20 protein-coding genes are annotated in these 25,147 nt (G+C 38.4%); 17 read left to right on the forward strand and 3 right to left on the reverse strand.

Annotated elements, in window-relative coordinates; all coding sequences use genetic code 11:
• Positions 1-58 precede the first annotated feature (58 nt).
• Together rpmA and HX109_RS07665 are read left to right on the forward strand one after the other, a co-directional pair.
• Entirely contained in the window at positions 59-319 is a 261-nt protein-coding gene (rpmA, locus tag HX109_RS07660) for a 50S ribosomal protein L27 (RefSeq protein ID WP_178950800.1), read from the forward strand.
• 312 nt (positions 320-631) lie between these two features.
• The gene (locus HX109_RS07665) at positions 632-1,216 is read left to right on the forward strand and encodes a DUF3332 domain-containing protein (protein ID WP_178950802.1); all 585 of its coding nucleotides are present in this window, start codon (positions 632-634) and stop codon (positions 1,214-1,216) included.
• A 57-nt stretch (positions 1,217-1,273) separates the two neighbouring features.
• On the opposite strand, the gene HX109_RS07670 is transcribed toward HX109_RS07665, so the two are convergent.
• Positions 1,274-3,538, reverse strand: coding sequence for an acyl-CoA dehydrogenase (locus tag HX109_RS07670; RefSeq protein ID WP_178950804.1), 2,265 nt, complete (start codon positions 3,536-3,538; stop codon positions 1,274-1,276).
• A gap of 141 nt (positions 3,539-3,679) precedes the next feature.
• On the opposite strand from HX109_RS07670, the gene HX109_RS07675 reads away from it, so the two are divergent.
• From HX109_RS07675 to queG, 4 genes are all read left to right on the forward strand, one after another.
• Entirely contained in the window at positions 3,680-5,407 is a 1,728-nt protein-coding gene (locus tag HX109_RS07675; RefSeq protein ID WP_178950806.1) for a RagB/SusD family nutrient uptake outer membrane protein, read from the forward strand.
• An 85-nt stretch (positions 5,408-5,492) separates the two neighbouring features.
• Positions 5,493-6,515 carry a Holliday junction branch migration DNA helicase RuvB gene (gene ruvB / locus HX109_RS07680; protein WP_178950807.1) on the forward strand — a complete coding sequence of 341 codons (1,023 nt, stop codon included), beginning with the start codon at positions 5,493-5,495 and terminating at the stop codon, positions 6,513-6,515.
• Between the two features lie 19 nt (positions 6,516-6,534).
• Complete coding sequence (locus tag HX109_RS07685; protein ID WP_178950808.1) at positions 6,535-7,869, forward strand: cytochrome P450; 1,335 nt, start codon at positions 6,535-6,537, stop codon at positions 7,867-7,869.
• Positions 7,866-8,792, forward strand: coding sequence for a tRNA epoxyqueuosine(34) reductase QueG (queG, locus tag HX109_RS07690; protein WP_178950810.1), 927 nt, complete (start codon positions 7,866-7,868; stop codon positions 8,790-8,792). Before HX109_RS07685 ends, queG begins: the two co-directional genes overlap by 4 nt.
• Before the next feature lie 2 nt (positions 8,793-8,794).
• Here the strand turns inward: queG and HX109_RS07695 are convergent, their stop codons facing one another.
• Together HX109_RS07695 and HX109_RS07700 are read right to left on the reverse strand one after the other, a co-directional pair.
• On the reverse strand, positions 8,795-9,094 hold the full coding sequence (locus tag HX109_RS07695) for a type II toxin-antitoxin system RelE/ParE family toxin (RefSeq protein ID WP_178950812.1): 300 nt from the start codon (positions 9,092-9,094) through the stop codon (positions 8,795-8,797).
• A complete protein-coding gene (locus tag HX109_RS07700) occupies positions 9,082-9,264 on the reverse strand; it encodes a hypothetical protein (RefSeq protein WP_178950814.1) in 183 nt (60 codons plus the stop codon). The genes HX109_RS07695 and HX109_RS07700 overlap by 13 nt, the downstream gene beginning before the upstream one ends.
• Positions 9,265-9,466: 202 nt before the next feature.
• Here HX109_RS07700 and HX109_RS07705 point away from each other — a divergent pair, with 202 nt between their 5' ends.
• From HX109_RS07705 to HX109_RS07755, 11 genes are all read left to right on the forward strand, one after another.
• A complete protein-coding gene (locus HX109_RS07705) occupies positions 9,467-11,755 on the forward strand; it encodes an NADP-dependent malic enzyme (RefSeq protein WP_178950816.1) in 2,289 nt (762 codons plus the stop codon).
• Between the two features lie 84 nt (positions 11,756-11,839).
• Entirely contained in the window at positions 11,840-12,421 is a 582-nt protein-coding gene (gene ruvA, locus HX109_RS07710) for a Holliday junction branch migration protein RuvA (protein ID WP_178950818.1), read from the forward strand.
• Between the two features lie 5 nt (positions 12,422-12,426).
• On the forward strand, positions 12,427-19,530 hold the full coding sequence (gene sprA, locus HX109_RS07715; RefSeq protein ID WP_178950820.1) for a cell surface protein SprA: 7,104 nt from the start codon (positions 12,427-12,429) through the stop codon (positions 19,528-19,530).
• A 72-nt stretch (positions 19,531-19,602) separates the two neighbouring features.
• Complete coding sequence (gcvH, locus tag HX109_RS07720) at positions 19,603-19,986, forward strand: glycine cleavage system protein GcvH (protein ID WP_178950822.1); 384 nt, start codon at positions 19,603-19,605, stop codon at positions 19,984-19,986.
• Positions 19,952-20,347: a VanZ family protein gene (locus HX109_RS07725; RefSeq protein WP_178950824.1), complete on the forward strand. Its 396-nt coding sequence runs from the start codon at positions 19,952-19,954 to the stop codon at positions 20,345-20,347. Before gcvH ends, HX109_RS07725 begins: the two co-directional genes overlap by 35 nt.
• Positions 20,348-20,411: 64 nt before the next feature.
• Positions 20,412-21,122: an energy transducer TonB gene (locus HX109_RS07730; protein ID WP_178950826.1), complete on the forward strand. Its 711-nt coding sequence runs from the start codon at positions 20,412-20,414 to the stop codon at positions 21,120-21,122.
• A gap of 112 nt (positions 21,123-21,234) precedes the next feature.
• A complete protein-coding gene (locus HX109_RS07735) occupies positions 21,235-22,008 on the forward strand; it encodes an energy transducer TonB (protein ID WP_178950828.1) in 774 nt (257 codons plus the stop codon).
• A gap of 188 nt (positions 22,009-22,196) precedes the next feature.
• On the forward strand, positions 22,197-23,102 hold the full coding sequence (gene cyoE / locus HX109_RS07740; RefSeq protein WP_178950829.1) for a heme o synthase: 906 nt from the start codon (positions 22,197-22,199) through the stop codon (positions 23,100-23,102).
• A complete protein-coding gene (locus tag HX109_RS07745) occupies positions 23,102-23,683 on the forward strand; it encodes a heme-copper oxidase subunit III (RefSeq protein ID WP_178950831.1) in 582 nt (193 codons plus the stop codon). Before cyoE ends, HX109_RS07745 begins: the two co-directional genes overlap by 1 nt.
• A gap of 50 nt (positions 23,684-23,733) precedes the next feature.
• Positions 23,734-24,711, forward strand: a complete 978-nt coding sequence (locus tag HX109_RS07750) for a cytochrome c oxidase subunit 3 (protein ID WP_178950833.1) — start codon at positions 23,734-23,736, stop codon at positions 24,709-24,711.
• 18 nt (positions 24,712-24,729) lie between these two features.
• Entirely contained in the window at positions 24,730-25,077 is a 348-nt protein-coding gene (locus HX109_RS07755; RefSeq protein WP_178950835.1) for a cytochrome C oxidase subunit IV family protein, read from the forward strand.
• The last annotated feature ends 70 nt before the right edge of the window (positions 25,078-25,147 follow it).

Here is a 25,147-nt window from a genome sequence, read left to right on the forward strand (position 1 = left end):
GTTTTAAAATAAAGTATAATTTTCTTGAGTAACATCAAGAGCATAAAAACCGAAAGAAATGGCACACAAAAAAGGTGTTGGTAGTTCCAAGAACGGTAGAGAATCAGAATCGAAACGCTTAGGGGTTAAGATTTTTGGTGGTCAAGCTGCTACGGCTGGAAATATCATCGTAAGACAAAGAGGTACCTCTCACAACCCAGGTGAAAATGTATATATGGGGAAAGACCATACATTACATGCCAAGGTAGACGGTATCGTTAAGTTTCAAAAGAAAAGAGATAACAGATCTTATGTTTCTATAGAGCCTTTCCAGGCTTAAGGAGAGCTTAATTGCAAAATTATGGAACCCTTTCTAGTTTACTAGGAAGGGTTTTTTTGTTTTAGTATTTGTCTTAATATTTTGTTTAGAAAAGCAAGTTAGAAAAGGGCGGTTGAAATATTAAAGCTTTCATTACTTAAATGAAATAGGTTTTTATAAATCATTCTATATTGCCATTGCAATCAAATGAGCTGTGATTTGAGGTTTTGAAGTTTGTAAGATTTTAAATGCAAATTATATAAATAATTTATGCTAATTCGATTATTATTAATAAATTAGGGATAACTAATAATCAAAAAATACTTTAACATTATGAAAAAAGTTGTCATTTCAGGTGCCTTGGCACTTACCGTTTTATGTTCAAGTTGTCTAGGATCCTTCAGTGCGTTTAACGGATTGAAAGATTGGAACCAAGGTGTTACAGGGAATAAGTTTGTAAACAACTTAATTTTCTGGGGACTTAACATCATTCCGGTATACGGATTATTCTTTTTAGGGGATGCCATTATCTTTAACGTAATTGAATTTTGGACAGGGTCGAATCCAATAGCAATGAAAGAAGGGGAGAAGGAAACACAGATCGTTGAGAATAACGGAAACACCTACCAACTTACAGCAACGAAAAATAGAATGCAGATTGCGATTATCGACGGAGCTAAAAAAGGGGAAAAAGTAGATTTGGTTTATAAGCCAGATGCAAAATCATGGAGTGCCATTAAGCCTTCTGGAGAAGTTATTGAGCTTTCTTCGTTTAAAGATGGTTTCTACATTGTTAATTTGCCAGATGGAGAGCAAGTTAAAATAGATGCTGAAATGCCAAGGGAGGAAGCAGTTGCGTATTTAAGAGAGAGAGCTGCTTGCAACTATAGTGATGTAATGATGGCTTCTGCAGAATAAGCTGAAAATATAACTTTAGATAGTATTTAGAGGCGCCAACTGGCGCCTCTACTATTTTTATGCTTTTACAATAGGGGCATGTATACAATTCTCTGGGATTCCGAAGCCGTCAACCAATGTATTTACGTGAGGCCTCAATTCAGAGCACAAACGTTCCACCCGTTTTTTTATGGCTTTAGATTTATTGCTGCTTATGTAACCATGCTCTAAATACCAAGCTGCATCTTCTTCTATTTCACTGAGCGCAAAGAGGGTTGCAAGTTTTTTAAACAGAAATTTTGTTTTCTCATCGTTTACAGTTTCTATGAAATCGCTAAACGCATTATAAGATAATTCTTTACTATAAGCCTTTCCTAAGGCTACCAAATGTGTTTGTACCTTTAAAAATGCTAGATACGATGGAATTCCCTTTTTTACATATTTCTGAATTCTAGAGGCTGCAGAAAACGTTAACCGGCGTGTTCGATATTCTAAAGCTTCCTTGTGGAAATCAACATCAAACAAATGCTCTTTATCTGTTTTATTGGTAAAAACCGGATTTATAGTGGTCAACCTATCAGATAATTTTGTGCCTAGAAATTTTAGCACATCCATAAAATTATCACTATTAAACTCAGTTTTAAAATCGGTTAGAATTCCCTTTGCAGCTAATTGAATTAAAACAGTATTATCACCTTCAAATGTGGTAAAAATATCTACATCTCCTTTTATGTAAGGAATTTCGTTTTCCAGAAGATACCCTTTTCCGCCACAAGCTTCACGGCATTCTTGTATGGTGTTGTTAGAAAACCATGTAATCGTTGCTTTTAGGGCAGCTACTTGAGTTTCAATCTGTCTTCGTTCTTCTTCTTTGGAAACAGCGTAATCCTCGATCAATTTGTCCAATACGCTATGGTATACATAAGACTTTGCAATTGGCTTTATAAGCCTTAATTGGTGCGTCGGATAATCCATGATAATATCTTCCTGGATCTTTTTGTCACTATTAAACTGCCTTCTTTGTAGAGCGTATTTTACCGCAATCGTAAGTGCTTTTTTAGCACCGCTCAACGCTCCTTTTGCTACACAAATCCTGCCGCCAACTAAGGTGCCAAGCATGGTAAAGAATCGCTTGTTCGGGTTTTCGATTGGAGAGGTATATATTCCATCTTTATCTATATCACCATATTTATTCAAAAGATTTTCGCGCGGCACAGCTACGTTGGTGAACCATATTTTTCCATTATCTACCCCGTTTAGGCCTAATTTGTAGCCGTTGTCTTCAATTCTTACACCTTCTGTTAAATTGCCATTTTCGTCCCTAATTTTAACTAAAATAGCGTGTACACCTTCGTTTTTACCATCCACAATGAGCTGTGCAAATACCGTCGCCATACTAGAATGAAGCGCATTCCCAATATACTCCTTATTGTCGTTTTCTCCAGGGGTTTCAATGACGATAGAATCCGTTTCCTTTACATAGGTAGCTGTCGTCCGCACTCCCCGTACATTGGAGCCATGCCTGGTTTCCGTCATTGCAAAACAACCTAGCAGTTTGGCCTCGCCAGTTTCCTTTAAATATGCATCATGATGCTTTTTGGTCCCTAAATTTTGAATACTCCCTCCAAACAATCCAAATTGCACGCCAAATTTTATGGTAAGGCTTCCTCCAGCATACATTAAGTTTTCAAAAATACTTGAGTAGATAGGCATATTGTTTATTCCGCCGTAGGCTTCGCTAAAGGCCATTGCGCCGTAACCTTCTTTTCCTAAATGTTTAACTTGAGCTAAGACTTGTTCCCTAAAATCCCGTTTCTCCCTTAGAATTTCAAAATTAAAAATAGGGTCGTTTAGGCTTTTTCTGAATTTATCAATGTGTTCGGCACGATCCCCTTTTAAAATTGTGTCTATCTTTTCTGCGGAATAAAATTGTGCTCCTGTGGAAGCCTCTATTTTTACGTCAAAAAGGTGATGATAGTGGTTGGGCTGAATTCCCAAATTTATTTCGATATATTTTAAACTTTCATCTGGTTCTTCAATAGCTTCAATTCCATTTTTGAGGCGCATGCTAAAATACGTGAGCGGATACGGATCGCTTTCAATAAGTTTAACACCAGATTGATCTATCACGGTTTTCCAAGATCGTAAGGTATCATCAGAAGGGGATTTGTTTGGATTCACCCATTTTTTTAAGGTGGTTTTGTTTTCTTTGGAAAGCGCATCGTTTGCCACGGCTTTTTCAAAAACGGCTATTTCTGACGGCGAAATGAGTTCATCCGACCAGATTACATATAAAAATGGAATGTATTTTACTAATTCGGCGGTATACTGAGTATTCTTCATGTAAGGAAAATACAAATTTCTTTTTCAGCATAATAAATTTTAACCTATTTATAACTTGTAAAGAGTGACTTTAATTGGTATTTATTGTCTCAAATATCAGGAGTATATATATTTTTGAACAAACAAACAATCTTAAACTATATGAAGCCTTTTTTTTACCTATTGTTCTCATTATTTTTTATTGCCGGGTGTTCTAAAGACGATGATAAAGAGGTTAATACCTCTTCTTTAAAATTAATTGTTATAGATAAAGAGGGTAATTTTATTCCTAATGTAGAAATAAGAACAGAACCAATTACTAAAACAGCCTTAACCGATGATATGGGGGAGGTTTTTTTTAACAACATTGAGCCTGGAGATTATGTGGTTATAGCAAGTATCATAGAAGGGTTAGTGGAGTACAGAAAAGGTGTTACCATTAAAAGCGGCATTGAAAATGAAGTGGTTTTTATAATAGATTTAATAGATTCCAATCCACCAACCGGTCCGGGAGAAGCCGAAATTGAAGGGCTTATAAATGACATTTATCAACAACTGAAAGGGCGGTATGTTTTCGATGCTAGTGGATATGTAAGTTACTGGGGGGATGTGGGTACAGACTTAGTTTCATCAAATTTTTATTCTGAATTGGATCGTTATTCTTTCGATTCCGGTACCCCTATAATTAATTATGTTTGGGAGAGCCATTATAATTTAATTGCTGCTGGAATCAATAAGGTACTAATACATCTGAAAGATGTAGAGACGGACCTATCATCTATGCAGCTTAAGCAAAAAGCGGAACTTCAATTTTTAAGAGGACTGTTATACTTTAATATGGTAAGGTTGTATGGCAATCCTATTGTAGTAACTGAGGATGATTACGGGCAACCTGATACAAGTACGTATGCTCAGGGGATGCAGGAAGCTTACGATTTAATAATTTCCGATTTACAATTTGCAAAAAGCAATCTTCCGTCCATCTCAACCTCAAGCAGGGCGTCTACAGAGGCGGCAACAGCTTTATTGGGTAAAGTGTACTTGCAATCGGCTGGTTTCCCAATGTTAGTAAACGAAAACTATAACAAAGCGATTCAACAGTTTGAAGAAATTGAAGGAAAGTTTTCATTGGCTGAAGATTATGGTGCGCTTTTTAGCAGCGATTTGAGTGGTAATCCAGAAGTGATTTTTAAAATAGATTTTAACACTGAAAATTCTCAAGGGGGAAATTATGGTGTGCTTTGGGGGCCATTAGGCTATGCTCTTTATGATTTTTTTCAACCAACCCCGAAAGCTATTAATGGTTATTTTCAAGCGGCTAATATGGTTGAAACGCCTGTTTCTTTTCCAATTGAAACAGCGGATACACGTTTTTATCAGAACATTGCCACTTTTAAAGTTGAATCGGGACAAAAAACAAACCTAGAAGATATTACGGATTGGCGTCCTTACAAGTACAAAAAAGACATTGCTACACCGATTGAAGAAAATGGAGGGAGTTTTGATTTTATTATACTTAGATATGCTGATGTATTACTGATGAAAGCTGAGGCAATAAATGCCATTTCTGGACCAAATTCTGAAACCTATTCTTTGGTTAATGAGGTTAGGAAGAGAGCGTATTCAGATGAAATGTATCCGCTACCGCAAGGGTTAAGCAAGCAAGAATTTTTAGAAGTTATTATGGAGGAGAGAAGTAAAGAATTTTTTATGGAAGGACATAGAAAAGACGATCTCATCCGGAATCAAATGTTGGAAGAAGTATTGGATGATTACAACGCGCAAACTGGTAGGTCTAAAAAGATTTTTAAATCGTATAACTATATTTGGCCGATTCCAGCAAAGGAATTTACATTCAATCCATCTGTAAAGCAGAATCCAGGATATTAAATGATCGACACATAAGTCCGTTGCATGTTTTTAAATGTTCCTGATTAAATTTTCAAGTCATTGCTTTTATTTACTTTTGTAATCTATGAACGAATATTTAGATCCCACAGGCGAGCACTTTTCTCCGGAAGAGGTAGATATTGAAAAGGCTTTAAGGCCTTTAAGTTTCGACGATTTTGCTGGGCAGGATCAAGTACTGGAAAATTTAACGGTTTTTGTGCAGGCGGCAAACCTTCGCTCGGAAGCTTTGGATCATACTTTGTTTCATGGTCCTCCCGGTTTGGGTAAAACAACCTTAGCGCATATTTTGGCCAACGAGCTTGGCGTAGGGATTAAAGTTACCTCGGGTCCTGTGTTGGATAAGCCGGGGGATTTGGCCGGTTTGCTTACCAATTTGGAAGAGCGTGACGTACTTTTTATAGATGAAATTCATCGATTGAGTCCCATTGTCGAAGAATATTTGTATTCCGCCATGGAAGATTACAAGATTGATATTATGATAGAAAGTGGTCCCAACGCCAGGACGGTTCAAATCAATCTCAATCCGTTTACTTTAATTGGTGCAACCACGAGATCTGGACTGCTAACAGCCCCGATGCGTGCCCGATTTGGAATAAGTAGCCGACTCCAATATTATTCTACGGAACTATTGGCCGATATAGTTCAGCGGAGCGCACATATTTTAAAAGTGCCCATTAATATGGAAGCGGCCATTGAGATTGCTGGAAGAAGTAGGGGGACGCCGAGAATTGCCAATGCCCTGCTACGCAGAATCCGCGATTTTGCCCAAATAAAAGGAAATGGAAAAATAGATATTGAAATCTCTAAATTCGGACTCAAAGCGTTGAATGTAGATGCGTTTGGTTTGGATGAAATGGATAATAAAATTCTTACCACCATCATAGATAAATTTAAGGGCGGCCCCGTTGGTATTACTACCCTTGCCACGGCAGTTTCTGAAAGTGCGGAGACCATTGAAGAAGTATATGAGCCGTTTTTAATACAACAAGGTTTTATATTACGCACGCCGCGCGGAAGGGAAGTAACAGAGCTTGCCTATAAGCATCTCGGGAAAATTAAGGGCGGCATACAAGGCGGCTTATTTTAAAAACAATAAAAAGATTCTGATGGAAAACTTACCTAAAGTTCCACAATGGAGAGTGATTTTAAATGCACAACGAATCTTAAAGAATCCTATTTCTTTTCATCAAGAGATTTTTGAAGAATTAGGGGATAATTTTATGGTGAAAACCCCAGCGGGAAAACCGGTGGTGTTTACCAGAACTCCAAAAATAATAAGGCATGTACTTCAAAAAAACCATGCCAACTATAAAAAATCGACCCTACAAACCGAAGATCTAGCAAACTATATCGGCCATGGTTTATTAACTGCGGAAGGGGAACATTGGCTGGTGCACCGCAGGATGATACAGCCTGCTTTCCATAAAAAAAAGTTAATTGGTCTATTGGACATTATGCATCAGGCAATTCAGGAAGAGCTTCAGCATATTCAAGAAAATAAGAATTTCAATGTGTATCCGCTAATGGGCGATCTCGCCTTTCAAGTGGTGGCAAAGTCACTTTTCAGCAGGTCGGACATCCGGGAATCGATGGCTAAGTTGCAGGATATAACCGAAGTAAACCAACAAATGGTAATTAGGGAAATGCGACAGCCTTATTTGCAATGGTGGTTTTCCATTTCGGGAATGAAAAAGAGGCATTTGGCTTATGCGGCCGAAGGGAGGGAGATCTTAAATAAAATTATTGAAGAGCGTTTGCAACAAAAAGAAGAAAGGAACGATCTGCTAGATATGCTTTTAAATGCTACTTATGAAGATGGCAGCCATATGTCCCGACGCCAGTTAATAGACGAGGTGCTTATCTTGTTTACCGCGGGACACGAAACCACCGCAAACACGCTGAGTTTTACCATGTTTTTGTTAGCAAAAAATATTGAAGCGCAGGATAAGATATTTCAAGAAATAAAAGATATAGATTTAAATAAAGAAGACCTTTCGGGAATTTTCGGACAACTTTCTTATACCAAGGCCTGTATAGAAGAGTCCATACGTTTGTATCCGCCAGTTTACATTATCGATCGGGTGGCCAAGGAAGACGATAAGGTTGCGGGGCAAAAGATAAAAAAAGATACTTTAATGTTGCTTTCTGTATTTGAGTTGCATAGAAACAAAGGGTTTTGGGAGCGCCCAAACGAATTTCTCCCAGAACGGTTTTTAAAAATGGATAAAAAGGAATATTCTGAATATTATTATCCCTTTGGCGCGGGCCCTCGAATGTGTGTTGGTAATAACTTTGCCATGTTCGAAATGATGTTGGTACTGGTAGAAATTTTTAAAAAGTATACCGTTTCTACTGAAATGGATGCTTTGGACTTGAATCCGCTTATTTCCTTAAAACCGAAAAAGGTCTTAATACATTTTAAAGAAAGGAGCTTAGATTGAATAGCAAACAGCAACATACCAATCTTATAAAGGCAGAAGCCAAGCGTCTCGGATTTTTATCCTGTGGAATTTCTAAAGCCGATTTTTTGGAGGAGGAAGCCCCGAGATTGGAAAAGTGGTTAAAAAACAACATGCAAGGGGAAATGCGTTATATGGAAAACCATTTTGATAAACGCTTGGACCCAAGATTATTGGTAGACGATTCTAAGTCGGTTATATCTTTATTGCTGAATTACTTTCCTGCTGAAACCCAACAAGATCCCGAAGCTCCAAAACTTTCTAAATACGCTTATGGAAGGGATTATCATTTCGTCATTAAAGACAAACTAAAGGAATTATTGCAATTCATTCAGCAAGAAATAGGGGAAGTAAATGGACGGGCTTTTGTAGATTCTGCACCGGTTTTAGACAAGGCATGGGCGGCAAAAAGCGGTTTGGGTTGGATAGGGAAACATAGCAATCTATTATCGAAACAAGTAGGGTCTTTCTTTTTTATTGCTGAATTGATTGTAGATCTGGATTTGGAATACGACACCCCTGTAACCGACCACTGCGGAAGTTGCACCGCTTGCATAGATGCGTGTCCTACGGAAGCCATTACAGAGCCCTATGTGGTAGATGGGAGTAAATGCATTTCTTACCTTACTATAGAACTGAAGGATCAAATCCCTTCCGACTTTTCAGGAAAAATGGATGATTGGATGTTTGGCTGCGACGTTTGTCAAGATGTATGTCCATGGAACCGTTTTTCAAAACCGCACAACGAACCACTATTTAATCCGCATCCCGAATTGCTTTCCATGAGCAGAAAAGAATGGGAAGAGATTACACAGGAAGTTTTTAATGAAATCTTTAAAAAATCTGCCGTAAAACGAACCAAGTACAGCGGGCTAAAAAGGAATATTGAGTTTTTGGATGGGTAAGGCTAAGTGATTTTTCTATTGTAAAGATCTCTAGCAGTATGATGAACGGTTAAAATATCAATACGGTTCTTAGTTACAACTTTATATATTATTCTGTAGTTGCCTTCAATTAATTCCCTGATGTTTTCCTTATCAATCTCGGGAACAATTTTTCCTGAATAAGGCTGTATGCTCAATATTTTTACACGTTCAATTAACCGATCAACTTGAAGCTTTGCGTATCTTTTGGAATCTTTAGCGATATAAGAGGCTATATTTTTAATATCAAACTTAGCTTGATAAGTCCAGTTTATTTGAACCATTCTTTGGTTTCTTTAATAAAGGCATCATTAGAAATAATTTCCCCTCTTTTGGATTGTGCATCGCCTTCTTCGATCTTTTCTATTAATAAAAGTCTATCAATCAAATCATCTAATGTAAATTGATCTGGGAAATTCGCTATTTGTTCTTGGAGTTTTTTTTTAGTTAACATATCGGGCGATTTTAAAGTAAGTAAGGTACAAATTTTTTTGTATTCTATTCCGATTGGTCAACATTGATTCAATAAATTATTTTTACTTTCTGCCCAACTTTTAGAACAAGATTCTTATACCTTTGTAAGTAGAAAAACTTAACTAACATTTACTTTAAACACCAACGTTGGATATTTTCAACGAGGTTAAAATATCAATTTTATGAGTAAAGAAAGCAGAAGAAGGGAAGCCTTAGTATATCACGCCAAACCGCAACCTGGAAAAATTAAAATCGTTCCAACGAAAAGATATGCCACACAACGGGATTTGGCATTGGCTTATTCCCCTGGGGTTGCAGAGCCATGCTTGGAAATTGCTAAAGATAAAGACAACGTCTATAAATATACCACCAAAGGTAATTTGGTGGCCGTAATTACCAATGGAACCGCAGTTTTAGGATTGGGCGATATCGGGCCAGAAGCCTCTAAACCTGTAATGGAAGGTAAAGGATTGCTTTTTAAGATTTTTGCCGATATTGACGGCATCGATATAGAATTGGATACCAAAGATGTAGATAAATTTATTGAAACCGTAAAGACCATAGCGCCAACCTTTGGGGGCATAAATTTAGAAGATATTAAGGCGCCGGAAGCTTTCGAGATCGAGCGTCGTTTAAAGGAAGAGTTGGACATTCCAGTAATGCACGACGATCAGCACGGTACCGCAATTATTTCAGCAGCCGCCCTGTTAAATGCTTTAGAGATTGCTGATAAAAAGATAGAGGAAGTAAAAATTGTAATTAGTGGCGCTGGAGCTGCTGCTGTTTCTTGTACAAGGCTTTATAAATCTTTTGGTGCTAAGTCTGAAAATATTGTAATGCTCGATAGTAAAGGGGTTATTAGGTCAGATCGTGAAAACCTATCCAAAGAGAAAAAGGAATTTGCTTCAGATAGAAAAATAGATACCCTCGATGAAGCAATGAAAGACGCCGATGTTTTTATAGGTCTCTCGATAGCAGATATTGTCTCTCCAGAAATGTTGTCTTCTATGGCAGCCAACCCTATTGTATTTGCAATGGCAAACCCAGATCCAGAAATAGATTACGATCTCGCCATGAGAACTAGGGAAGATATAATTATGGCCACAGGGCGTTCAGACCATCCTAATCAAGTAAACAATGTGCTTGGTTTTCCATTTATATTTCGTGGTGCGCTAGATGTAAGGGCTACCAAAATTAACGAGGAAATGAAGATGGCTGCGGTTAAAGCTCTGGCAGATCTTGCTAAAGAGGCCGTTCCGGAGCAAGTAAATATTGCCTATGGGGAAACTAAATTAAATTTCGGTAGGGATTATATTATACCTAAACCTTTCGATCCTCGCCTTATCGCCAATGTGCCGCCGGCAGTTGCTAAAGCGGCTATTGAAAGTGGGGTTGCCAAAGAACCTATAGAAGATTGGCAAAAATATGAAGATGAATTGTTGCAGCGATTAGGGAACGATAATAAACTCGTAAGGCTACTGCATAACCGGGCGAAAATAAACCCGAAGAAAGTAGTTTTTGCAGAAGGGGATCATTTGGATATTTTAAAAGCGGCTCAGATAGTTTTAGAGGAAGGAATCGCAGAACCTATTTTATTGGGGAATAAAGAAGTGATTCAAGAACTTATGAACGAAATCGATTTTGAGGCCGATGTAATGATTATCGATACCAAAGACGACGAGTTTAATGATAAAAAGAACCACTACGCCAAAAAGTATTGGGAATCCAGAAAGCGAAACGGCGTAACTTTTTACGATGCGCAGAAGAAAATGCGGGAACGTAATTACTTTGCTGCCATGATGGTAAATGAAGGCGATGCCGACTGCTTGATTTCAGGTTATTCAAGGGCCTATCCTACAGTTGTACGCCCTATGTTGGAGCTTATCGGGAAAGCAAATGGGGTTACAAAAGTGGCGGCAATGAATTTAATGATGACAGAACGTGGACCCATGTTTTTGTCCGATACTTCTATCAATATAGATCCTACGGCAAAAGAACTGGCGAAAATTGCCCAAATGACGGCAACTACGGCACGAATGTTTGGTATTGAGCCGGTTATCGCCATGTTGTCTTATGCCAATTTTGGTTCTTCTAAAGATGAAAGGGCAAATAAAGTTGGAGATGCCGTGGCGTATCTACACCGTCATTATCCCGATATTTTAGTAGATGGAGAGTTGCAATCGGATTTTGCACTTAACAAAGAAATGCTTCAGAGTAAATTCCCGTTCTCTAAATTGGCGGGGAAAAAGGTTAACACACTTATTTTTCCGAATCTCGATTCAGCAAACATCACCTATAAATTAATGAAGGAGCTTAACAAAGCCGACTCTATTGGGCCGATTTTATTAGGGATGAAAAAACCTGTGCATATCCTGCAATTGGGAGCTGGTGTTGAGGAGATTGTAAATATGACGGCCGTAGCTGTGGTAGATGCGCAAGAAAAGGAGAAACGACAAAAAGCAGCTCAGTAAACAATCGATAAAAGTCAAATTTTTAAATAATGCTTCAAGTGTATTAAAATTTATTACATTTGAAGCATTAACTTTTTATTAAGAATGATTACACAGATAAAAGGCAGACTTATTGAAAAGAATCCAACCGATGTGGTTATCGAGTGTAATGGTTTAGGCTACCAAGTTCATATTTCACTAAATACGTATTCCAAGATTTCTTCCAGCGAAAGTTTACAACTTTACACCTATTTGCAGGTAAAGGAAGATTCCCATACGCTTTACGGATTTGCAGATAAGGCAGAGCGAGAGATATTCAAACTGTTAATTTCTGTTTCGGGTATTGGGGCGAGTATCGCAAGAACGATGCTTAGTTCGTTAGACCCGGTGCAAGTTCGGGATGCCATTGCATCGAGCGATGTGGCCACCATTCAATCGGTAAAAGGAATTGGTGCGAAGACAGCGCAACGTGTAATTATCGATTTAAAAGACAAAGTCCTTAAAATTTATGACATTGATGAAGTTTTCACAAAACAAGACAATACAAATAAAGATGAGGCGTTATCTGCATTAGAGGTTTTGGGTTTTACCCGAAAGCAAGCTGAAAAAGTAGTAGATAAAATTGTAAAAACCGACCCTGATTTAAGTGTCGAAAACATTATAAAAAACGCGCTTAAAAACTTATAACTGGCTTGAAAACTGTAACCGGCCCTAAATTAATTGGCAAATTGCTAAAAACTTTTTTTGTTTTTTGTTTTTTGCTAACAAGTTCTACTGTTATGTCCCAGGAAGAGTCTCAAGAAGAGCAGGACTCTACCCAGGTTGGCGTTTCTTTGGGTAAAATTAAGTTGCAGGATCCCGAAAGTATTTCTTCAAAATATACGTACGACCCAGTTACCGATAAATACATCTTTACAGAAACCATTGGGAATTACGACATTGCATATCCCGTGATTTTAACTCCAGAAGAATACCAGCGTTTGATTCTCAAAGAACAAATGAAGGGGTATTTTAAGGAAAAGATAGACGCCATTTCAGGTAAGGAAGGCAGTGAAGAAGCACAAAAAAACCTTTTGCCAAGTTTCTACGTGAATTCTAACTTTTTCGAAAGTATTTTTGGCGGTAATACCATTGAAATTATCCCTCAAGGTTCTGTAGCGATGGACTTAGGGGTGCGTTATCAAAAAAATGACAATCCCGCACTATCGCCACGGAATAGAAGCAACGTTTCTTTCGATTTCGATCAAAGGATAAGTTTGAGTTTATTAGGGCAGATAGGAACTAGGCTTAGTATAAATGCGAACTACGATACAGAGGCGACCTTCGATTTTCAAAACTTAATAAAACTCGAATACACGCCAGATGAAGACGATATTATTCAGAAAATAGAAGTGGGTAATGTTAGTATGCCCCTCAACAGTTCTTTAATCAATGGTGCGCAAAGTTTATTTGGTGTTAAAACTGAACTGCAATTCGGGAGAACAACCGTTACCGGTGTTTTTTCTGAACAGCGTTCGCAAAGTAGAAGTGTAACAGCACAAGGAGGTGGAACGGTAAATGAGTTTGAGATTTTAGCGTTGGATTATGATGAGGATAGGCACTTCTTCCTTTCGCAGTATTTCAGGGATCAATACGATGAAGCGTTAGCAAATTACCCATACATTAGAAGTCAGGTGCAAATTACCCGTATTGAAGTTTGGGTAACCAACCGTGCACAACGTACAGATAATGTAAGAAATATCGTAGCGCTGCAGGATTTAGGGGAAACAGAGCCCGACAATACACGGATCAATCAAAATGCGCCTCCTGGATTTTTCACGACAGTTAACAACCTTCCAAGAAACTCAGGAAACGCCTACGACCCTTTTAATATTGGCGGAGCAGGTTCCGCTTTAACAGATGCGGTTAGGGATATAGCCACTGTACAGCAAGGATTTAATATAGCAGGATACAATCCCAGTCAAGGTTTTGACTACGGGATTCTAGAAAACGCAAGAAAATTAGAGCCAAATAGGGAATATACTGTAGATACCCAACTAGGTTATATTTCCTTAAACCAACGGTTAAATAATGATGAGGTGCTGGCGGTAGCCTTTCAATATACCTATCAAGGGGAAGTTTACCAAGTTGGGGAATTTGCCAACGATGGGGTAAATGCAACCGAGTTTGAAGAAACAAATGGGGTGGTAACTCAAGTAAACCCGCAAGCCTTGGTGCTTAAAATGCTTAAGAGTAATATTACGAATATTTCAGATCCTATTTGGGATTTGATGATGAAGAACTTTTATTCCACGGGAGCTTTTCAATTATCGCAAGAGGATTTTAGAATGAATATTCTTTATACCGATCCTTCCCCCATTAACTATATCTCCCCAATCGACGATGCTACATGGCCACAAGGGCTGGAGGAGCGAATTTTATTGGACGTTTTTAATTTTGATAGGTTAAATGTCTACAACGATCCGCAGAATGGAGGAGATGGTTTTTTCGATTTCTTGCCGGGAATAACCGTAGATGTGCAAAACGGATTGATAAAATTTACCAAGGTAGAACCTTTTGGGGAATATTTATATGATCTTCTCGGTGGTGGTGGAAACTACGACGATCCCAATTTTGTTCCAAACAACGATAACCAAGCAGAATACGTGTACCGAAACATGTATAAACTTACCAAAGCGGCATCTTTAGAAAATGCCGAAAAAAATAAGTTTATGCTTAAAGGGCGTTATAAGGCAGAGAGTTCTGGAGGAATTCCTTTGGGTGCATTCAACGTACCCCGAGGATCGGTTCGGGTTACCGCTGGAGGTAGGGTGTTGCAGGAAGGAATCGATTATACCGTGAATTATCAGGCGGGGACGGTCCAGATTTTGGATGAAGGATTGCGCGCTTCCAACGTTCCCATAGAGGTTTCCGTAGAAAACAATGCTGTATTTGGCCAGCAAACAAGAAGGTTTTCTGGAATTCATGTAGACCATCAATTCAATGAAAACTTGACATTTGGAGGAACTTTCTTGAACATGAGCGAGCGCCCGCTAACACAAAAAGCCAATTTCGGGGTGGAGCCTGTTAATAATAGTATTTTTGGGTTAAATGGAAATTTCTCCAAGGAAATCCCTTTTTTAACCCGTATGGTAAATAAGTTGCCAAACATCGATACCGATGCGCCTTCTAACCTATCTGTTCGGGGGGACTTTGCATATTTAATTCCAGGTTCGCCCAAAAGTTCCGACTTCGATGGGGAAACCACGTCGTATTTAGACGATTTTGAAGGGGCCCAAGCCTTTATTGATATCCGTTCTTCTTTGGCATGGTCTTTAGCAAGTGCGCCTATAGGGTATGGTGGAGAATTGGAAAACGATAATGTTGGCTCACGACAGCAGCGTGCAAAAATGGCTTGGTATACTATCGACCCTATATTTTATAGCAACCAGAGGCCCGGTGGAGTTTCAGATGATGATATTTCCAATAATTTTACTAGGCGTATTTTTATAGATGAAATCTTTCCGCAGCAGGATGTAGCTCAAGGACAAACCTTGGTGCAGCCTACTTTAGACGTGGCCTATTATCCTAATGAAAAAGGGCCTTATAACGATAATAGTAATTTTGGTGCTTTGCCCGATGACGATCGATGGGCAGGGATTATGAGGTCTGTAAGCAGCACCAATTTTGAGCAGGCAAATGTGGAATTTATTCAGTTTTGGGTGCTAGATCCTTATTATCAAGACGGTCCTATTCCCGGAGCAGGAGGGGAACTTGTTTTTAACCTAGGGAATATTAATGAAGATATTTTAAAAGACGGTAGGAAACAGTACGAAAACGGTCTGCCGGTTGAAAATAATCCAGCTTTGGTAAATACTACCAATTTTGCAAGGGTTCCTTCCACCCAATCTCTGGTATATGCTTTTGATGCCGATACGGCAAACAGAAATATTCAGGATGCAGGTTACGATGGTGTTTTAGATGCCGAGGAATCGCAATTTTATAACAACCCAGGTCCCGATCCCGCATTGGATAACTACCAGTTTTATCTCGAGGCAACTGGTGGGATTTTAGATCGATATTACAATTATAATAACCCTCAGGGCAACTCTCCTGTGCAGGTGGGAAATAACAATCGAGGGTCTACCACCTTGCCAGATGTGGAAGATATCAATAGGGATTTAACCATGAATACAGTCGACAGTTATTTTCAATACCGAATCCCTATAGAACCGAATATTCAAAGAACGGATCGCTATGTTTCCGACATTCGTGAGGTAGATGTAGAAGTGCCCAATAACGACAGCTATCGGGTACGTTGGATTCAGTTCAAAGTTCCTATTGATGAATTTGATGATGCCATTGGTGGAATAACAGACATACGTTCCATCAGCTTTATGCGTATGTTTCTTACCGGTTTCGATGATCCTGTGGTCTTGCGCTTTGGTACTTTAGATCTTGTACGTGGGGACTGGAGAAACTATTCTTCAAGTTTACAACCAGAGGACGATCCAGATCCAGATGACGATGGCACTTTTGTGGATGTTAATACCGTAAATATTCAAGAAAACGAACAGAGAGAACCTATTCCTTATCGTTTGCCGCCCGGGGTTGTAAGAGAGCAGTTAAATAATAACAATACGATCATCCGTCAAAACGAACAATCGTTGTCTTTTGCGGTGTGCGATCTAGAACCAGAAGACTCCCGAGGGGTTTTTAAGAATATTAATGTAGATATAAGGCAGTACAAAAGGATAAAAATGTTTGTACATGCCGAGCAATACGAAAATACACCGGTAAGCGATGGTGATTTGGTGGCCTTTTTACGGTTTGGAACCGATTTTAGGGAGAACTATTATCAGGTAGAGATTCCGCTTCAAATTACACCTCCCGGAACAACAGATCCCGGTACCATTTGGCCGGATGTGAACAATATTGACCTTCCGTTATCATTACTTTCCAAAATTAAATCGCAAGGAATTGCCGATGGCACCTTACAAGATGTAACGTATTACGATGAAGACGGTAACCAGATAGATGAATTTGCGCCTCGGGAACTGGGAAAATTGCGTGTGGCTGTTAAAGGAAACCCCAGTTTAGGAAACGTAAGGGCCGCTATGGTAGGGGTTAAAAACCCAAACACTGGTGTAGGGGAAGATGTTTGTGGAGAGGTTTGGTTTAATGAATTGCGTTTAGCAGAACTGGACAATAGCGGAGGTTGGGCTGCGGTAGCTGCAGTAGATTTAACACTAGCCGATTTTGCGAGTGTTTCTGCCACAGGGAATATGAGTACCTCTGGTTTTGGTAATATCGATCAAACACCAAACGAGCGTAGCCGGGAAGATTTAATGCAATATGCTTTAAACAGTAATGTTAATTTGGGGCAACTGCTTCCAAAAAGATGGGGAATACAATTCCCGATGAATTATAGTGTTTCTGAAGAATTGATTACTCCAGAATTCGATCCCCTTTATCAAGATATAAAACTGGAAGATCGTTTAGATGCTGCCCCAACGGAAGAAAGAAAGGAAGAAGTACTACAACAAGCGGAAGACTACACCAAGAGAAAAAGTATAAACTTTATTGGAGTGCGTAAAAATAGAGGACCCGAGCAAAAGCCAAAAGTTTACGATGTTGAAAACTTCACCTTCAATTTTGCCTACAATCAAGTGGATCATCGGGATTATGAAATTCAGAAATTGAAAGATCAAAATGTTCGAACAGGATTTTTATACAGTCACAATTTTCAGCCTTTAGAAGTAGTGCCGCTTAAAAATGCCGATTCCATTTTGCAAAGTAAGTATTGGGATTGGTTAAAAGAGTTTAATTTCAATGCCCTTCCGACGAGCATTTCCTTAAATTCCAATATTACCAGAACTTTAAATAAACAGTCTTTTAGACAGGTGTTGGAAGCTGGGAGCTCCGACCAATTTTTGGGGTTACCAGAGGTTCAGCAGCGAAATTATTTGTTCGATTGGCAATACGCCATCAATTACAACCTAACAAAATCCTTGCAGTTCAATTTTACGGCCGCCAACAACCATATTGTAAAAAACTATTTGGAAGAAGATGAAAACGGGGATGAGTTTGTAAATACAGATTTAGCGCTTTGGGATGGTTTTTGGGATGTAGGAGACCCCAACAGGCATACCCAACAATTACAGGTAAACTACGATATTCCCCTAAATAAAATTCCTTTCTTAAACTTTGTAGATGCCACGTACGCGTATACCGGGGATTTCGATTGGCAAAGGGGGAGTCAAGTTTTAAACGATATTGCGGGGGAAGACCTTAATACCATACAAAACGCAAATACGCAAAACCTGAATGCTTCCTTAACGATGGATAAGTTGTATTCTTATTTAGGGATCGAGAAAAAAGGGAAAAGTGGTTCTGAATCTTCAAGGGGGGCGCTTCCAATTGCTGATCCCGACGGGGAACAAACACCCAAGGTCGTTAAAAAAGATAAGTATGGTGCCTACAATACTTTTATCGACCTCGCTACTATGGTAAAGAGGTTAAGTGTGAGCTACACCGATAATCAAGGGAAAGTGCTTCCTGGGTATACCGAATCGATTGGGTTTATTGGAACCTTGCGGCCTTCTTGGGGCTTTGTTTTTGGAGCACAATCTGATGTTAGATTCGAGGCCGCCCAAAAAGGATGGTTGACTACATTCCCCGAATTCAATGAGCAATACATGTCGCGTAAAGCGAAACAATTGAATATTTCTGCCAATGTGCAACCGTTTAAAGATTTAACCATAGACTTGGTGGCAGATAGGCAATATGCGGAATCGTATGCGGAAAACTATCGTATTGTTGATTTAAACGGAGATGGTATATTAGATTACGATGCGCTTATTCAAAATAAATATGGAGATTTCTCTATTTCTACCATAATGATTGGAACTTCTTTTGATAAGGCTGCACAAGCTACTTCCGAAACTTTTAATCAATTTAGCGAGAACAGGATAGTTGTTGCACAGCGTCTTGCTGGAGAACCTATAAATCCAGATGCCACCACATATCCCCAAGGTTACGGGCCCACAAACCAGGCGGTGTTATTGCCAGCTTTCTTGGCGGCTTACCGGGGGAAAGATGCAAGCTCTATTTCTTTGGAGGCATTTAGAGACACCCCGCTACCTAATTGGACTGTTAAGTATACTGGACTTATGCGTATGCAGTGGTTTAAGGATAATTTTAGGCGTTTTTCATTAGCGCACGGTTATAGGTCAAGCTATAGTATTAATAGTTTCCGTAGCAATCTGGATTTTGGTAAAGGCAGTGATTTCGATCAATCGGGTAACTTTAAAAACCCATTATTGTTTACCAATGCGACGCTGGTGGAACAGTTTAATCCGTTAATGCGAGTGGATTTTGAAATGACAAACTCCATAAGTATTCTTGCGGAAATGCGAAAGGATAGAGCGCTTTCGTTGAGTTTTGATAATAATTTACTTACAGAAATGTCTGGGGATGAATATGTGGTGGGGTTAGGTTACAGAATTTCCGATCTGCGGTTTGTTACCAATATTGGTGGTAAGCGAAACGTGCTGCGTGGCGATTTAAATTTAAAAGCAGACCTTTCGTTACGCGATAATATTACTATTATCAGGAATTTAGATATTAATACCAATCAGGTTACTGCGGGACAGAATATTTGGGCCTTAAAATTCACCGCCGATTACGCGCTTACCAAGAATTTAACCACGTTATTTTTCTACGATCATACGTTCTCCGAGTTTAAAGTTTCCACTGCTTTTCCGCAGACAACCATCCGTACAGGCTTCACTTTACGCTATAATTTCGGAAATTAACGCTTTTCTGTTTGAAATCAATGTTATAAAGAATTACATTTGTCCAGCTAATAAATTAATCTATTATTTTTTATGAATATTCCTTCAGAATTAAAATACACAAAAGATCACGAGTGGGTGAAGATTGAGGGAGATGTGGCGACGGTTGGCGTTACAGATTTTGCTCAAGGAGAATTGGGAGACATCGTTTACGTAGAAGTAGAAACGGTAGACGAGACCTTAGAGAGAGAAGAGATTTTCGGTACTGTAGAAGCTGTAAAAACAGTGTCTGACTTATTTTTACCACTTTCCGGAGAAATTATTGAATTTAATGAGTCCCTAGAAGATGAGCCTGAAAAGGTAAACTCCGATCCTTATGGAGAAGGCTGGATGATTAAAATTAAATTTTCTGATGCTTCTGAAGTGGATGATTTACTAAGCGATGCCGATTATAAAGAACTTATTGGAGCTTCCTAAGTACTTTTATCTCAGTATAGCGGTTTTTTGGTTGTGTGCTATTACGGTAGCTAGTTTAATATCGGTAGACTTGGTTCACGAGGTAGAATCGGAAATCGAGGTTTCAGATAAACTGGTACACGGAATTTTTTATTTTGTAAATACCGTTCTATTCTATCTCTATTTAAGAAAAACACCATTAAAAAACCCACTTTTAAAAATTTCCCTGTTCTCTTTTGTTTATGGTATGCTTATTGAGGTGTTACAATACGTAATGCCCTTTGAAAGATCCTTCGATTTGAAGGATGTGCTGGCAAATTCCATCGGGATTTTAATAGCTATCTTTTTGATAAAGTTTTGGTTAGCGTACCAAATGCGTTAAAAAGGGAAATTAAATTGGAAATAATGCAAATAAATAATTAAATTAGCACTCAAATATATAGATTATGGAACCTAAAAAGAATCCAAAAGCCGATTTAACTCGTAATAGCGGTTTGTACTTTGCTATAGGGTTGGCTTTGATTTCATTTCTAACTTGGCGAGCCATCGAATGGAAGAAATACGACAAGGTAGAAGCTTTTGATTATACAATGGAAGTAGATGATCAGTTAGAGGAAGAAGTGCCTTTAACCGAGCAATTAAAAACGCCACCGCCACCACCGCCACCTGCAGCACCAGAAGTTATTGAGGTTGTTGAGGATGAAGAAGAAGTGGAGGAAACCGTTATCGAATCTACGGAAACAGATCAAGAAGAAGAAATAGTGGAGGTTGAAGAGATTGTAGAGGTAGACGAGCCTGTAGATGTAGATGTACCTTTTACAGTTATTGAAGATAAACCAATGTTTGAAGATTGTAAAGGAGTGCCAAAAGCACAACAATTTGCATGTTTCAAAGAGAATTTGGATAAACACGTAAGAAGAACTTTCCGTTATCCAGAAATGGCTCAGGAAATGGGTATTCAAGGAAGGGTATATGTAAACTTCCGTATTAACAAAGATGGTTCTATTACTATTTTAAATACAAGAGCTCCAGACAAAAGTTTAGATGCAGAAGCAAGAAGAATTATTAATTCACTTCCTAAACTTATTCCTGGTAAGCAAAGAGGTAAACCAACACCGGTAACTTTTGCATATCCAATTGTATTTAAGTTGAATTAAGGAATTTTTTCACGATATATTTTAAAGCTCGGGTTTTTAACTCGGGCTTTTTTGTTTTTGGTATGTTTCTTGAATATGGTTTTTATAGTAATCACTTAAAAACCATAACATTATGAGAATCTTTAAAAAGCCAAAGTCCCAAGAAATTTCAACTTCTAAAACCTCTAAAAAAGACCTAAAAATAGGAGGTGCCATGATTCGCTTTCAAATAGGGCTGCTTTGTAGTTTAGCATTCAGTTATTTTTTAATTGAAACGGCCTTTGCGGTTCCCAACGTTAGCGGTGCGGTCGTTTCTTCTATTTTGGAGGATGAAAATGTCTATTCCATGCCTGTTTTTGAAGTTGAAAAAGTTAAAACCAAGGAAAAAAATATAGATGCGCCACAGAAAAAGAGGGTAGCGGATGAGTTGAAGGTAGTTGAAGATAATGCGAAGCTCGAAGCTAAAGACGAATTTTTGAATAAAACGACAGGTCAAGAAGATCTTTCTTTAGATGAGATAGAGTATGTGCACCCGGATAAAGATTTGGGGCCAATTTCCGTAAATAGTGTAGAATTTGTGCCGGTCTATCCCGGTTGCGAGTCGCTCACCTCCAATAAAGAGCGTAGGGATTGCATGAGTGAACAGATAAACCGTATTGTTAGGAATAATTTTAATGCTTCCATGGCTTCAGATTATGGTCTTTCCGGTGTTTTAAGAATAGATGTGCAGTGCAAAATTGACAAATCCGGAAAGGTTTCAGATGTTAAAGTTAGGGCGCCGCACAAATCCTTAGAGAAAGAAGCGGCTAGGGTTACGGGTTTAATTCCTCAGATGAAGCCCGGAAAACAAGGGAATACGGCTGTAGATGTTATTTTTTTAAAGCCTATAATTTTTAAAGTTGAGTAATTCCCTAAATCATTGCATAAAAACCTTTTGTGAGTTATCTTTGCACCCGATTTATAAAGGATCGATAAAAAAGCTTGAATAAATTTAATTTTTATAAATAAATTATTTAGAAATAAATCGTTTGGGCGAATTCCCGAAAGCAAAATTACATGGTTGCTTTTTTAAAAGGGAGTACTAATTTTCAATAGATGAAAACCGCATTGGATACCACTACACATACAAATTCTTTTGCCCTAATTTTTGATGATTTCAAGCAAATTACAAAGGCTGGGCTCGCTTTTAGTGTGGTGTTCTCTTCCATAGCGGGTTATTTATTGGGTGCAGAGAACTTTAGTTTAAAAGTTTTACTGCTGTTGGCGTTTGGCGGCTATTTTATGGTAGGGGCTTCAAATGCATTTAATCAGCTTATTGAAAAAGATTTGGATGCGTTGATGAAACGTACCCAAAACAGGCCAATTCCTTCTGGAAGGATGTCTACCAATACAGCATTTATAATTGCAGTAACATTTACAATTCTAGGTGTGATCACTTTATACGTGGTAAATCCTAAAACTGCGATGTTCGGTGCCATTTCAATTTTTCTCTATACCTGCGTTTATACGCCTTTAAAAACAAAAACGCCCTTGGCTGTTTTTGTAGGGGCATTCCCTGGCGCCATTCCTTTTATGTTAGGTTGGGTAGCTGCTACAAACGATTTTGGTATCGAGCCAGGAACATTATTTATGATACAATTTTTTTGGCAATTCCCACATTTTTGGGCGATTGGTTGGGTTTTGGATGAAGATTACAATCGCGCCGGATTTAAAATGTTGCCAACAGGAAAGAAAGATAAAGCAACCGCCATACAAATTATTATGTATACCATCTGGATGATCTTGGCATCAGTATTTCCAGTAACCGGATTAACGGGTAGGTTAACGTTGTCTGTTCCTGCGGCCATCCTGGTTTTTTTATTGGGATTGGGGATGCTTGGTTTTGCATTCAGATTGTATCAAAAAAGGGATAATAAATCAGCAAGGGCATTAATGTTGGCCAGCGTAAGCTATATTACATTGATGCAAATTGTTTATGTAGTTGATAAATTTTTAAGTTAATGGATTTAACGCAAGGAAGTGATAAGTTGAAGAATGCTAGAGCAAAAAAAATGATGCTCTGGTTCGGGATGATAAGTATTGCCATGATGTTTGCAGGCCTTACGAGTGCGTATGTGGTAAGTAAATCGCGTCCAGATTGGATTTCCGATATGGAAATACCCATGGCTTTTCTTTACAGTACTTTAGCTATTGTATTGAGTAGTGTAACCTTTTTTATGGCTAAAAAAGCAATTGAGAGAGGTACTAGAAGTAATGCCACCAAGCTGTTGCTGGCAACATTTGTTTTGGGGCTGGTTTTTGTTTTCTTTCAATTTCAAGGCTTTTCAGAAATTATAGATGCAGGGTATTATTTTACGGGAAGTGAAAGTACGATAACCACTTCTTTCCTGTATGCCATTGTTTTTTCCCACTTAGTGCACGTATTTGGAGGGTTAATAGTGCTTTTGGTGGTAATTTATAATCATTTTAAAGAAAAGTACAAACCCGGTCAAACCCTTGGTTTAGAACTCGGTGCGATGTTTTGGCACTTTTTAGACTTTTTGTGGGTATATTTGATTTTATTTTTCTATTTCTTTAGATAAATAAAAAGCGTAAATTTGAAAAATTTTAAAATAAGAATACTTTAACATTTATGGAAGCTACTGTTACAACAGGTTCTGAAGAAAACGTTTGGGGTGGAGGTAACGAACCTCTAGGTGCCAGTTATGGTAAAATGATGATGTGGTTTTTTATCGTATCCGATGCATTGACTTTTTCTGGATTTTTAGCCGCTTATGGTTTTTCACGATACAAGTTTATCGAGACTTGGCCAATTGCCGATGAAGTTTTTACTCACTTTCCGTTTTTACACGGTGTAGACGCTCCAATGTACTATGTGGCGTTAATGACGTTTATCCTTATTTTTTCTTCTGTTACTATGGTTTTGGCTGTAGACGCCGGACATCACCTTAAAAAGAACAAAGTTATTTGGTATATGTTTTTTACCATAATCGGGGGTGCTATCTTCGTTGGTTCTCAGGCTTGGGAGTGGAAAAACTTTATCAAGGGTGAATATGGGGCTGTGGAGCTTAAATCTGGAAGAATTTTACAGTTTTTAGATGAAGGAACCGGCGAACGCGTAGCGTTGGCAGATTTTGCAAAGAATATAGAAGGAGAGCGCGTAACACAACATCCAAATGATGGTGTTTGGTACATGTCTGAGTCTTCTTTACCAAATTATACGGTAGCAGAAATAAAAGCTGGTTTTGAAGCAAATCCTAATATTGTGGCAAGAACAGAAATGTCTGATGAAAATGGGCAAAAAACAATACTTTCCCGTGAAGAGACCGCAGAACGTTTGGAGCAAGCAACCTATGTTGTAGAAGGGGCCAATCTAGTACACAATGAGTATGGTAACCGTTTATTTGCAGATTTCTTCTTCTTTATTACTGGATTCCACGGATTTCACGTGCTTTCTGGGGTTGTAATTAATATTATAATTTTCATCAATATAATTTTAGGAACTTACGAGAGAAGAAAGAGTTACGAGATGGTAGAAAAAGTTGGGTTGTACTGGCACTTTGTAGACCTCGTTTGGGTGTTTGTATTTACCTTCTTTTACCTTGTATAAATTATTTAGTTTTAAAAAATGGCACACGCACACGAATCGAATACAAAAAGAATTTGGGTAGTTTTCGGGATCCTTTCCGTAATTACCATTGTAGAAGTTATATTGGGTATTATACGTCCTGCTGCTTTAGATGCTTACGTACTTGGTATGAAGCTCCTAAACTGGATATTTATAATCCTTACAATCATTAAGGCCTATTATATCGCCTGGGCATTTATGCACCTCGAAGGTGAAAAGGGCAGTTTTAGATGGTCTATAGTATTGCCCTTACTTATATTAATTCCTTACTTAGCCTTTATATTATTGGTAGAAGGGAATTACATTCATGATGTTTATCATGAAGGCTTTGTAAGTTGGGATTTTTAATACTTTAACAATACAAAAAGGACGGTTTTTAACCGTCTTTTTTTATTTTTGTACTGTTTTAATAGAGAGC

It is taken from the genome of Galbibacter sp. BG1 (assembly GCF_013391805.1).
Taxonomy (GTDB): domain Bacteria; phylum Bacteroidota; class Bacteroidia; order Flavobacteriales; family Flavobacteriaceae; genus Galbibacter.

What these genes read in the sequence shown, in the direction of transcription:
- ruvA (WP_178950818.1), top strand. Translation starts at nt 11,840, where the DNA reads ATGATTACACAGATAAAAGGCAGACTTATTGAAAAGAATCCAACCGAT.
- gcvH (WP_178950822.1), top strand. Translation starts at nt 19,603, where the DNA reads ATGAATATTCCTTCAGAATTAAAATACACAAAAGATCACGAGTGGGTG.
- HX109_RS07705 (WP_178950816.1), top strand. Translation starts at nt 9,467, where the DNA reads ATGAGTAAAGAAAGCAGAAGAAGGGAAGCCTTAGTATATCACGCCAAA.
- rpmA (WP_178950800.1), top strand. Translation starts at nt 59, where the DNA reads ATGGCACACAAAAAAGGTGTTGGTAGTTCCAAGAACGGTAGAGAATCA.
- HX109_RS07685 (WP_178950808.1), top strand. Translation starts at nt 6,535, where the DNA reads ATGGAAAACTTACCTAAAGTTCCACAATGGAGAGTGATTTTAAATGCA.
- ruvB (WP_178950807.1), top strand. Translation starts at nt 5,493, where the DNA reads ATGAACGAATATTTAGATCCCACAGGCGAGCACTTTTCTCCGGAAGAG.
- HX109_RS07695 (WP_178950812.1), bottom strand. Translation starts at nt 9,094, where the DNA reads ATGGTTCAAATAAACTGGACTTATCAAGCTAAGTTTGATATTAAAAAT.
- HX109_RS07745 (WP_178950831.1), top strand. Translation starts at nt 23,102, where the DNA reads ATGGATTTAACGCAAGGAAGTGATAAGTTGAAGAATGCTAGAGCAAAA.
- HX109_RS07755 (WP_178950835.1), top strand. Translation starts at nt 24,730, where the DNA reads ATGGCACACGCACACGAATCGAATACAAAAAGAATTTGGGTAGTTTTC.
- HX109_RS07725 (WP_178950824.1), top strand. Translation starts at nt 19,952, where the DNA reads ATGCCGATTATAAAGAACTTATTGGAGCTTCCTAAGTACTTTTATCTC.
- HX109_RS07675 (WP_178950806.1), top strand. Translation starts at nt 3,680, where the DNA reads ATGAAGCCTTTTTTTTACCTATTGTTCTCATTATTTTTTATTGCCGGG.
- HX109_RS07735 (WP_178950828.1), top strand. Translation starts at nt 21,235, where the DNA reads ATGAGAATCTTTAAAAAGCCAAAGTCCCAAGAAATTTCAACTTCTAAA.
- HX109_RS07750 (WP_178950833.1), top strand. Translation starts at nt 23,734, where the DNA reads ATGGAAGCTACTGTTACAACAGGTTCTGAAGAAAACGTTTGGGGTGGA.
- cyoE (WP_178950829.1), top strand. Translation starts at nt 22,197, where the DNA reads ATGAAAACCGCATTGGATACCACTACACATACAAATTCTTTTGCCCTA.
- HX109_RS07700 (WP_178950814.1), bottom strand. Translation starts at nt 9,264, where the DNA reads ATGTTAACTAAAAAAAAACTCCAAGAACAAATAGCGAATTTCCCAGAT.
- HX109_RS07665 (WP_178950802.1), top strand. Translation starts at nt 632, where the DNA reads ATGAAAAAAGTTGTCATTTCAGGTGCCTTGGCACTTACCGTTTTATGT.
- HX109_RS07730 (WP_178950826.1), top strand. Translation starts at nt 20,412, where the DNA reads ATGGAACCTAAAAAGAATCCAAAAGCCGATTTAACTCGTAATAGCGGT.
- HX109_RS07670 (WP_178950804.1), bottom strand. Translation starts at nt 3,538, where the DNA reads ATGAAGAATACTCAGTATACCGCCGAATTAGTAAAATACATTCCATTT.